Genomic DNA, 10,602 nt, shown 5'->3' with positions numbered 1-10,602 from the left:
CTGGGTCTGTTCCAGCAGCGCCCGTCCAGTGGTTGGGGTACGCCGGAGCAGATCACCAACCCGGAGTACTCGACGACCGCGTTCCTCAAGGGCCTCAAGCAGGTTGATGGTTGGCAGGACATGCCGCTGACCGAGGCCGCGCAGACCGTCCAGGTGTCGGCGTACCCGGACGCGTACGCCCAGTGGGAGCAGCAGGCCACCGACCTGGTCGCCCAGCACTGGAACAGCTGACCCACCGCACGATCCCAACCGACTGGCCGGCACCCGAACCCGGGGTGCCGGCCAGCGGCGCATCCAGCCCCGCCCGCCCGGGCCCGGCTTCGCCCCGGCCCGGCTTCGCCCCGGCCTGGTTTCGCCCGGGCCTGGCTTCGCCCCGGCCTGGCTTCGCCCCGGCCTGGCTTCGCCCCGGCCTGGCTTCGCCCCGGCCTGGCTTCGCCCCGGCCTGGCTTCGCCCCGGCCTGGTCTCGCCCCGACCCGGTTTCGCCCCGGCCCGGTTTCGCCCCGGCCCGGCTTCGCCCCGGCCCGGTACCGGCCGGGCCTGGTTTCGCCCGGGCCTGGTTTCGTCCGGGCCTGACTTGCTCAGGTTGTCTGGCTCCAGATCTTGGACAGTTTCCGTTCAGGCCGAACGGAAACTGTCCAAGATCTCGGCAGACGGGCCCCGGGCCCGGACCGACCGAACCGAGCGGGCCGACCGAACCGAGCGGGCCGACCGAACCGAGCGGGCCGACCGAACCGAGCGGGCCGACCGACCGAGCGGGCCGACCGAACCGAGCGGGCGACCGGACCGAGCGGGCGACCGGGCGGGTCAGGTGGCGGTGATCGTGCCGGTCAGCAGGAGGGCCAGGACCAGGGTGCCAAGCGCGACCCGGTACAGCACGAAGACGTACAGGGTGTGGTGGGCGACGTAGCGCAGCAGCCAGGCGATGGCCGCGTACCCGATGCCGAAGGCGATGGCGGTGGCCACGATCGTCTGGGCCACGGTGGGGACGGACGTGCCCGGGGCGGACGGTTCGAAGACGTCGCCGAGGCTGAACACGCCGGACATCACCACCGCCGGGATGGCCAGCAGGAACGAGTAGCGCGCCGCCGCCTCCCGGGTCAGGTTGAGCAGCAGGCCGGCGGTGAGCGTACCGCCGGAGCGGGACACCCCGGGGACCAGCGCCATGGCCTGGGCGAAGCCCATCACGATGCCGTCCTTCATCCGGAAATTCTCCAGCGTGCGCGTCTGCCGGCCCCAGTACTCGGCGAACGCCAACACGAACGCGAACACGATCAGGGTGGTCGCCACCACCCACAGGTTGCGCCCGGCGGTCTTGATCTGATCCTTGAAGAGGAACCCGAACAGCCCGATCGGGATCGAGCCGACGATCACGTACCAGCCCATCCGGTAGTCGAGGCTGGAGCGCACCGAACGGTCGCGCAGCCCCACCAGCCAGGTACGGGTGATCCGCCAGATGTCCTTCGCGAAGTAGATCAGCACCGCCGCCTCGGTGCCGAGCTGGGTGACGGCGGTGAACGACGCGCCGGCGTCGCGCTCGAAGAAGATCGCCGAGGTGATCCGCAGATGCCCCGACGAGCTGACCGGCAGGAACTCGGTCAGCCCCTGGACGATGCCCAGGACGATGGCCTCGATCCAGGTCACTCGCCGACTCCGGAGAGGTCGAGCGCCTCGGCGACGGTACGCAGGGTCTGCACGCCGCTGTCCCGGTCGGCCACGAACAGGGTCACCGACAGCGTGGTGACGCCGGAGGCGGCGTACTCCCGCATGCGTTCGGCGATGCGCTCCTTCGGGCCGAGCAGTGAGGTGCGGTCGATGAACTCCATCGGCACCGCGGCGGCGGCGTCGCGCTGCCGCTTGGCCAGGTACAGGTCCTGCACCTCGCGGGCGGCGTCGCCGTAACCCATCCGGGTGGCGAGCTGGTTGTAGAAGTTCTGCGTCCGGCTGCCCATGCCGCCGACGTAGAGCGCGGCGTACCAGCGCACCAGCTCGGCGCAGGACGCCACGTCGTCGCCGATGACGACAGGCACGGAGGGCACCACGTCGAAGCCGGCCAGTTCCTTGCCGGCTTTGGCCCGCCCGGCGGTCACGGCGGCGAGGTGCTCGTCGGCGAACTCGGGGGCGTAGAACACGGCGAGCCAGCCGTCGGCGATCTCGCCGGCCAGCTCCAGGTTCTTCGGGCCGACCGCGGCCAGGTAGATCGGTATGTGCTCGCGGGGCGGGTGGAAGCCCAGCCGCAGGGCCTTGCCGGGACCGTCCGGCAGCGGCAGCGTGTAGTGCTCGCCGTCGTACGCCACCTCCTTGCGGGCGATGGCCAGCTTGACGATGTCGACGAACTCGCGGGTCCGGGCGAGGGGCTTGGCGAACCGCACACCGTGCCAGCCCTCGGAGACCTGCGGGCCGGAGACGCCCAGGCCGAGGCGGAACCGGCCGCCGGAGAGCGCGTCGATGGTGGCGGCGGTCATCGCGGTGGCCGCCGGCGTCCGCGCCGGGATCTGCATCACCGCGGCGCCGACGTCGATCCGTTCGGTCTGGCCGGCCATCCAGGCGAGCATGCTGGGCGAGTCGGAGCCGTACGCCTCTGCCGCCCACACCACCGAGTAGCCGAGACGATCCGCCTCCTGGGCCAGCGCCAGGTGGTCGGCGGGTGTGCTCCACGCCGTCTGGTATCCAAGGTTGAGCCCGAGTCGCACTGGTCCTCCCCCATCCGTGGCACAGGTCGCACCAGGTTACGCAATGCCGAAAACGGACCCGATCACCGGCTCACCGCCAATGATCCCCCGTCCGTCGCGGTGCCCGCCGGAGGCAGAACCGGCAGAACCGGCAGAGATGACGGGAGCGAGGATATCCGTGGCGGCGGGTTCGAAATAAGGTTCACCCATGCAACAGCGACCGCTCGGCCGAAGCGGGCTGGCGGTTTCGCGGCTCGCGCTCGGCACCATGACCTGGGGCCGGGACACCGACGCCGACGATGCGGCCGCCCAGCTGAAGAGTTACCTGGACGCGGGCGGCAATCTGATCGACACCGCCGACGTGTACGGCGACGGCGACGCCGAGTCGGTGATCGGGTCGCTGCTGGGCACCCTCGTACCGCGCGACGAGCTGTTGATCGCCACCAAGGCCGGGTTGCGGCCGGGCAGCGGCAGGCGTCGCGACGGCTCCCGGGGCCACCTGCTGCGCACCCTCGAGGCGTCGCTGCGCCGGCTCGGCACGGACCACGTCGACCTGTTCCAGGTGCACGGGTACGACCCGGACACCCCCCTGGAGGAGACCCTCGCGGCGTTGGACCACGCGGTGGCCAGCGGGAAGGTCCGCTACGTGGGGGTGTCGAACTTCTCCGGCTGGCAGACCGCGCGGGCCGCCGCCTGGCAGACCGCCTGGCCGGGCCGGGCGCCGGTGGTCGCCGCCCAGGTGGAGTACTCGCTGCTGGAGCGGGGCGTCGAGCGGGAGGTGCTGCCGGCGTGCGACGCGCTGGGCCTCGGGGTGCTGCCGTGGTCGCCGCTGGGTCGGGGCGTGCTCACCGGCAAGTACCGGCACGGCCGGCCGGCGGACTCGCGGGCCGCCTCGCCGCACTTCGAGCGGTTCGTCTCCACGTACCTGGAGCCGCGCTGCTCCAGCATCGTGGAGGCGGTGGCGACCGCGGCCGGCGGCCTCGGGGTGTCGCCGCTGGAGGTGGCGCTGGCGTGGATCCGGGACCGGCCGGGGGTGACCGCGCCGATCCTCGGCGCCCGGACCGTCGGGCAGCTGCTCGGCGCGTTGCAGGTGGAGCGGATCACACTGCCCGAGGAGATCACCACCGCGTTGGACGACGTCTCGTCGGTGCCCATCGGCTATCCGGAGCGCGACGGCTGACCCGCGCACGCTCACCGGAGCGGCGCTTCCCGGATTCGCGGGCGGCTGCGCGCGGCGGAGACCACCCGTGGGCGCCCGATGCGGCAGGAACCACGCACGGCAGCGGCGTTGGTCACCCCGGAGGGGGTGGCGAACGGCCGCTGGGCTGGGCAGCATGGGGGCATGGACTACGAGTACGCGCCACTGCGGCTGCCGCCGAACGTCGACCGGTTGACCGCCGCGGCGCAGTTGGCGATCCAGGCGGAGTTCTCCGGATGGGAGTTGGCACGGGTGCGGCTGTTCCGCGACGGCACGCGGCAGGTCATGCTGCGCCGTCGGCGGGTCAACCAGCCGCAGCCGGGCCTGTCGTACTGACGCCGGGCCGGGACGGGCGGTGACACGCCCGGGGCCCGAACCGCGAACGGTTCGGGCCCCGGGCTCGCATCGCCTGGTGCCAGGACGTCGGCTCTAGTGCTGGTGCCCGGCGTGGTCGTGGTCGTCGTCGAGCTCCAGGAACGGATGCTCGTCGAGTCGACCGACGAGCCGGTCGTCGCTCGCCGGCTGGAACGGGCCGACGGCGTCGTCGTCGTCGAACGACTCCAGGTCCACAGGTGTGCCCACCTCGCTGACCATGACCACCCCGTCGAGGGGCTCCAGCTCGGGAACGTCCAGCGCGCCGAGCGAGCCGTCGCCGCTCTGCAGCAGCTCCAGCACCGCCTCGCCGACACCCTCCACCGGCGCCGGCTCGTCGTCCTCCGGGGTGCCCTCGCGCCGGGCCGCCTCGGCCGCCCGCAGCAGCGCCGAGATGCTCGGCACCCGATAGTCGCGGCGTTGACGCACCGAGATCACCCGCGGGTGGGGGTCGCTGGCCTCGGCGCCCTCGCCGCCGAAGCGCTCGTCGGCCTCGTCCGGGTCGATCGAGTCGACGTCCCACGGCGTCACCTCACCGAAGGCGTCGAGCAGTTGCTCGTCGTAGGCGAAGGACGCGTTGTTCAACGCCACGTACGCCTGCCAGACGTCGTCGTCGTCGACGCGGCCCTGCGCGGCGCGTACGGCGGCCAGGTGGTGGCGGGCCGCTTCGATCACCCGCTCGAGAGCGGCGTCCAGCTCACCGTGCTGGTCGGTCATGTGGGGCAGTCCCTTCACGATGGAAAACGGCTAGCAGCTGCGGAGGAACCGGTCGAGAACCCGCACGCCGAACTGTAGTCCGTCGACCGGAACGCGCTCGTCGATGCCGTGGAACAACGCGGAGAAGTTCAGGTCGGCGGGCAGCCGCAGCGGCGCGAACCCGAAGCAGCGGATGCCGAGCTGGGAGAACGCCTTGGCGTCGGTGCCGCCGGAGAGCATGTACGGCACCGGCCGGGCGCCCGGGTCCTCGGCGCGCAGCGCCGCCGACATGGCCTCGACCAGGTCGCCGTCGAAGGTGGTCTCCAGCGCGGGCTGCCGCTGGATGTACTCGATGGCGATGTCCGGGCCGACCAGCTCGCGCAGCTGCCGCTCCAGCAGCTCGGACTGGCCGGGCAGGCTGCGGCAGTCGATGGTGGCGGTGGCGCGGCCGGGGATGACGTTGTCCTTGTAGCCGGCGCCCAGCCGGGTCGGGTTGGCCGTGTTCCGGATGGTCGCCCCGATGATGTTGGCGATCGGGCCGAGCTTGGCGATGGCCGTCTCGGGGTCGTTCGGGTCCAGCTCGATGCCGAGCAGGTCGGAGACCTCCTCGAGGAACGCCCGGACGGTGTCGGTGACCACCACCGGGAAGCGGTGCCTGCCGATGCGGGCCACGGCCTCGGCGAGGGCGGTGACCGCGTTGTCGTCGTGCACCATCGACCCGTGCCCGGGGCGACCCTTGGCGTGCAGGCGCAGCCAGTCGATGCCCTTCTCGGCGGTCTCGATGAGGTAGAGCCGCTGGCTGTCGTTGACCGAGTAGGAGAAGCCGCCGACCTCGCCGATCGCCTCGGTGCAGCCGTCGAAGAGGTCGCGGTGGTTCTCCACCAGGAAACGCGCGCCGTAGTCGCTGCCCGCCTCCTCGTCGGCGGTGTACGCGAGCACGATGTCGCGCGGGGGCCGTACGCCGGTGCGCTGCCAGTGCCGCACCACGGCGAGCACCATCGCGTCGAAGTCCTTCATGTCGATGGCGCCGCGGCCCCACAGGTAGCCGTCGCGCTCTTCGCCGGAGAACGGGTGCACGGACCACTCGTCGGCGTCGGCGGGCACCACGTCCAGGTGGCCGTGCAGCAGCAGCGCGCCACGACTGGGGTCGGCGCCGGGGATGCGGGCCACCACGTTGGCCCGGCCGGGGGCGGACTCGTGCAGGACCGAGTCGACGCCCACCTCGGCGAGTTTCTCGGCCACGTACTCGGCCGCGCGGCGCTCACCGACGCTTGTGTCGTTGTCCCCCGTGTTGGTGGTGTCGATGCGCAGCAGGTCGCGGCAGAGGTCCACGACCTCCGCGGTGGGGTCCGGTCGGGCAGAGGCGGCGTCGCTCGTCATCGCCCCTTCATACCAGCCCGGGGTGACCGGCGGGCCGGCGCACCGGCGTGACGGGGCCGGGCATCCAGGTCCGCGGATCCGCCTGCCGGTTTCGCGGCGTCCGGGTTCGGGTACCGCCGCTCGCGACCGCACATCCCCTGCCGGCGCTTCCGCCCGCCAGTCGAGGAGGGCACAATGTCCGCCGTCCCCCTGCCCCCGTTGCCGCCCGCGCCCGCGCCCGAGGCGGGTTACCGGCCCGGCGGCCGCAGCGTCGCCGACATAGTGGACCGCGAACATCGGCAGCTGCTGGCTCTCGTGGACCAGCTGACCGGTCCGGACGCCACGCCGCAGGAGGGGCTCGCGGTGCTCACCGCCGCGCTGTCGCGGCACCTCTCCGCCGAGGAGCAGTACCTGCTGCCGGCGGTGCGGGCGGCGCTGCCTGCGGAGTCCGGCCGGGTGGACGCGGAGATCGACGCCGACGTCGCGCTGCTGGCCGCCCTGAAGGGGCTGTCCGACGAGACCCTTACCGACGTCGCGGAGCGGGTCCGCCGCCACGTCGACGGGGTGGGCGCGCTGGTGGCCGAGTTGAGCGCGGTGGCCACCTCGGAGGAGCTGATCCGGCTGGGCAACCGGTTGGAGATCGCCGAGGAGGCCGCGCCGACCCGGCCGCACCCGGGAACCCCGGCGACGCCGCCGTGGAACCGGATCGTGGAGCCGGCGGTGGGTGTGGTGGACAAGGTCCGCGACGCGGTGACGCGGCGGCCGACGTACCTGGCGGACCTGCCGGAGCCTCCACGCGACTGAGGGTGTGCCACACCGCACGATGCATTCAATCTCACCGATCCGCTCGGCCTCTTCCGCAGGCTGCGGCGTAGTCCTACCGTCACCGTATGAATCTGGAGCTGCGACACCTGCGGGTGGTCTGCGCGATCGCGGAGACAGGGAGTGTGACCAAGGCGGCGTCGGCGCTGGGGCTCGCCCAGCCGGCGCTCACCGCGCAGCTCCAGCGGATCGAGCGGACGCTGGGCGGGCCGCTGTTCGACAGGGATCGGCGCGGCGCCCGGCCCACGGCGCTCGGTGAGCTGGTGCTCGCCCGTGCCCGGGTGCTGCTGCCGGCGATGAAGGGCCTGCAGGACGAGGCGGCACGGCTCGCCGGCGCGGGGGCGGCGCCCCGCTGTTACCGCCTCGGCGGGGTGAACAGCCCGATCCTGGGCCGGTTGGTGCATCGGCTGGCAGCCGAGCAGCCACCGGCGCAGATCACCACGTACGCCTCGTGGTCGGTGGACGAGCTGGCGCAGTTGGTGGCCGGCGGGCGGTTGGACTTCGCCCTCACCGGCGTGTGCGGCGACGCCACCCCGTCGGCCGCGTTCGGGCTGAGCTGGCGCGAGGTGGCCATCGACCCGGTGCTGGTGCTGCTGCCGGAGACCCACCCGCTGGCGGAGCGCGCCGAGGTGCGCCTGGCGGACCTGGGTCACGAGCAGTGGGTGGCCGCGCCGGGCGACGGCTGCTTCGGCGACTGTTTCGCCGCCGCGTGCGCCCGTGCCGGCTTCACCCCCCGCAAGGTGTACGAGACCGACATCCGCGGCTGCGTCGACCTGGTGGAGGCGGGCGTGGCGGTGGCCCTCTGCCAGGCGACGTTCCGCCCGGTCGCCGGCCTGGTCACCCGGCGACTGGCCGGTGTCCCGCTGCGCTGGCGGCTGTTGCTGGGCTGGCACCCGGACTCGCCCGCCGCCGCTGACGCGGAGCTGCTGCTGGCGACGGCGAAGGCGGCGTACACCGATTCGCTGGCCCCGCACCCCACCTACCTGGACTGGCTGGTGCGCAATCCGGGCTTCGGCGTCCGGCAGCCCAGCGGGGTCTGAGTCGGTCAGGCCACCGTCGGCGCCCGGGCCCCGGCCGACCCGGGCGCTCGGCTCACCTCGAACCGACCGGCTCCTGTGCGGGTGCGGGCTCGACCGCGGGCGACGGCGTGGCCGGAGGCCTCCGTCGCCACAGGGTCAGCACCAGGTGGACTCCGACGCCGCCGATCAGGCCCCAGAACGCCGACCCGATGCCCGCGACAGTCATGCCCGACGCCGTGGCGGCCAGCGTGACCAATGCGCCCTCACGGGCCGGTACGTCGTCCAGCGCCCCGGCCAGGCCGCCGAGCAGCGCCCCGAAGAGGGCGACCCCGGCGACCACGGCGACCAGCGGCTTGGGCAGTGCCGTGAAGAACTGCACCAACCCGGTGCCCAGCAGCCCGCAGATCAGGTAGAACACCCCGCAGGCGGCGCCGGCCACCCATCGTTTGCGGGGGTTGGGGTGCGACTCCTCGCCGGTGCAGATGGCCGCGGTGATGGCGGCCAGGTTGATGCCGTGGCTGCCGAACGGAGCGAGCAGCACCGACGCCAGACCGGTGCCGGTCAGGAGCAACCGGTCGTTCGGGGTGTAGCCGGAGGCACGCAGCACGGCCAGGCCCGGCGCGTTCTGCGAGGCCATCGTGACGACCAGCAGGGGCAGGCCGATGCCGACCAGGGCGGACAGGTCCCAGGTCGGCACGGTGAGGTGCGGCACCGCGACGGCGAAGCGCGCACCGCCCAGGTGCAGGTCGTGGCTGAGCGCCGCGACCACGGTGCCGGCCAGCAGGGCCAGCAGGACGGCGTACCGGGCGAGCAGGCGGCGGCCGATGAAGTACGCCACCAGCACGGCGAGCACGATCGCGGGCGCCTTGGGCAGGGCTTGGAAGGCGCCGAGCGCGAACGGCAGCAGGATGCCGGCGAGCATCGCCGAGATGATGCCTGTCGGCACCTTCGCCAGCATCCGCCCGAACAGGCCGGACAGGCCGATGATCGTCATGCCGAGCGCGGCGAAGAGGAACGCGCCGATAGCGTCCGAGTAGTGGTACGCCCCGAGCGAGCCGACCAGCAGCGCCGCGCCCGGGGTCGACCAGGCGGTGATCACCGGCTGTTTGGTGAGCACGCTGAGCACCAGACAGGTCAGGCCGCTGCCGATGGAGATCGCCCAGACCCAGGAGGTGGTCTGCGCCTCGGACAGGCCGGCCGCCCGGGCGGCGGCCAGCACGACGACGAAGGGTCCGGAGTACGAGACGAGGACCGCGATCAGACCGGCCACGACCGCAGAGAGTGGAAGTTTCTGCATAGTGCTGGTCACGCTACCGTCCGTGCCCGGCTTATCGCCTGATCGAGATCGGCGATCAGCTCGGCCGTGTCCTCCAGGCCGATCGAGATCCGCACCATGTTCTCCGGGGATCGGCTGCCCGGTCCCTCGAAGGTGAACCGGTGCTCGATCAGGCTGGCGGTGCCGCCGAGCGACGTGGCCGGCAGGAACAGCTCGGTGGCCTTGGCGGTCTCCAGAGCGACCTCGCGGCCCCCGCGCAGGAACACCGAGAGCATGCCACTGTAGCCGCCGGTCATCTGGCTCTGCGCGACCTTGTGGCCCGGATCCGAGGCCAGGCCCGGATAGGCGACCCGCTCGACCGCGGGGTGCTCGCTGAAGTGTTCCGCGAAGGCCGACGCCGACTGCGAGATGGCGCGCATCCGTACGGTGAGCGTCCGCATCCCGCGTTGCAGCAGGTACGCCTCGAGGCTGCCCGGCACCTGCCCGGCGAGCTGGCGCTGCAACTGGATCCGCGACCACAGTTCGGGCACCGACCCGTCGGTGACCAGCGCGCCGGCCACCACGTCGTCGTGACCGTTCAGGTATTTCGTGCAGGAGTGCATGACGATGCCGGCCCCCAGTCGCAACGGGTTGGTGTGCACCGGGGTGGGCACCGTGTTGTCGACGGCGAGCACGGCACCCGCCGCGGCGGCCAGGTCGGCCGCGGCGGCCACGTCGGTCACCGCCCAGGTCGGGTTGGCCGGCGTCTCGATCCACAGCAGCGCGGTCGGCGCCGCCCGCAGCGCCACGCCTATCGCGTCGAGGTCACCGGTCGGCACCTCGACGACGTCGAGGCCCTGGTCGACGCCGAAGGTCCGCAGCCACTTCGTCAGTCCGAAGTACATGACCTGCGGGACGACCACCCGCGAGCCGGCCGGCAGCGCCTGGAACACCGCGGTGCAGGCGGCCATCCCGGACGACATCAGCAGCGCGTCGGTCCCGTGTTCGAGTTCGGCGAGAAGCCGCTCGACCTGGGCGAAGCCGGGGCTGCCCTGGTCGCGCTGGTAGGCCATCGCGGCGGGCAGCCGGTAGTCGGCGTCCCGAACGTACGTGACGCCCAACGAGACGGGCGCCGGAAAGGCGCCGGTGTCGGACGCGCGCCCACCGAGCGCCCGAGCCACCAGGGTGTCAGGGGACAGCGACATGTTGTT

The 10,602-nt window shown here is 72.6% G+C and carries 10 protein-coding genes and 1 pseudogene; 5 read left to right on the top strand and 6 right to left on the bottom strand.

Annotated elements, in window-relative coordinates; translation table 11 throughout:
- Positions 1-231, top strand: a pseudogene (locus tag AB0K10_RS20835) (hypothetical protein); the annotation flags it as partial.
- Between the two features lie 574 nt (positions 232-805).
- Here the strand turns inward: AB0K10_RS20835 and AB0K10_RS20830 are convergent.
- Together AB0K10_RS20830 and AB0K10_RS20825 are read right to left on the bottom strand one after the other, a co-directional pair.
- Positions 806-1,642: an undecaprenyl-diphosphate phosphatase gene (locus AB0K10_RS20830; protein ID WP_007459784.1), complete on the bottom strand. Its 837-nt coding sequence runs from the start codon at positions 1,640-1,642 to the stop codon at positions 806-808.
- Positions 1,639-2,691, bottom strand: coding sequence for an LLM class F420-dependent oxidoreductase (locus AB0K10_RS20825; protein ID WP_363685737.1), 1,053 nt, complete (start codon positions 2,689-2,691; stop codon positions 1,639-1,641). Before AB0K10_RS20825 ends, AB0K10_RS20830 begins: the two co-directional genes overlap by 4 nt.
- Before the next feature lie 187 nt (positions 2,692-2,878).
- Between AB0K10_RS20825 and AB0K10_RS20820 the strand changes: the two genes are divergently transcribed.
- Both AB0K10_RS20820 and AB0K10_RS20815 read left to right on the top strand, forming a co-directional pair.
- On the top strand, positions 2,879-3,850 hold the full coding sequence (locus tag AB0K10_RS20820) for an aldo/keto reductase (RefSeq protein ID WP_357490191.1): 972 nt from the start codon (positions 2,879-2,881) through the stop codon (positions 3,848-3,850).
- Positions 3,851-4,012: 162 nt separating this feature from the next.
- Positions 4,013-4,204: a DUF5703 family protein gene (locus AB0K10_RS20815; protein WP_039906151.1), complete on the top strand. Its 192-nt coding sequence runs from the start codon at positions 4,013-4,015 to the stop codon at positions 4,202-4,204.
- A gap of 93 nt (positions 4,205-4,297) precedes the next feature.
- Here the strand turns inward: AB0K10_RS20815 and AB0K10_RS20810 are convergent, their stop codons facing one another.
- Complete coding sequence (locus tag AB0K10_RS20810) at positions 4,298-4,957, bottom strand: hypothetical protein (protein ID WP_266241932.1); 660 nt, start codon at positions 4,955-4,957, stop codon at positions 4,298-4,300.
- Positions 4,958-4,987: 30 nt separating this feature from the next.
- Positions 4,988-6,316, bottom strand: a complete 1,329-nt coding sequence (locus tag AB0K10_RS20805; protein ID WP_363685735.1) for a M20/M25/M40 family metallo-hydrolase — start codon at positions 6,314-6,316, stop codon at positions 4,988-4,990.
- A 174-nt stretch (positions 6,317-6,490) separates the two neighbouring features.
- On the opposite strand from AB0K10_RS20805, the gene AB0K10_RS20800 reads away from it, so the two are divergent.
- Both AB0K10_RS20800 and AB0K10_RS20795 read left to right on the top strand, forming a co-directional pair.
- Complete coding sequence (locus AB0K10_RS20800) at positions 6,491-7,099, top strand: hemerythrin domain-containing protein (protein WP_363685733.1); 609 nt, start codon at positions 6,491-6,493, stop codon at positions 7,097-7,099.
- 86 nt (positions 7,100-7,185) lie between these two features.
- Positions 7,186-8,157 carry a LysR family transcriptional regulator gene (locus AB0K10_RS20795; RefSeq protein ID WP_363685731.1) on the top strand — a complete coding sequence of 324 codons (972 nt, stop codon included), beginning with the start codon at positions 7,186-7,188 and terminating at the stop codon, positions 8,155-8,157.
- A 52-nt stretch (positions 8,158-8,209) separates the two neighbouring features.
- Here the strand turns inward: AB0K10_RS20795 and AB0K10_RS20790 are convergent, their stop codons facing one another.
- Together AB0K10_RS20790 and AB0K10_RS20785 are read right to left on the bottom strand one after the other, a co-directional pair.
- Complete coding sequence (locus AB0K10_RS20790) at positions 8,210-9,433, bottom strand: benzoate/H(+) symporter BenE family transporter (RefSeq protein WP_363685729.1); 1,224 nt, start codon at positions 9,431-9,433, stop codon at positions 8,210-8,212.
- A gap of 8 nt (positions 9,434-9,441) precedes the next feature.
- Positions 9,442-10,596 carry an aminotransferase class I/II-fold pyridoxal phosphate-dependent enzyme gene (locus AB0K10_RS20785; protein ID WP_363685727.1) on the bottom strand — a complete coding sequence of 385 codons (1,155 nt, stop codon included), beginning with the start codon at positions 10,594-10,596 and terminating at the stop codon, positions 9,442-9,444.
- Positions 10,597-10,602: the final 6 nt, after the last annotated feature.

Source organism: Micromonospora sp. NPDC049274, assembly GCF_040678875.1.
GTDB lineage: Bacteria > Actinomycetota > Actinomycetes > Mycobacteriales > Micromonosporaceae > Micromonospora.
This window is presented reverse-complemented; position numbering and strand designations above follow the sequence as displayed.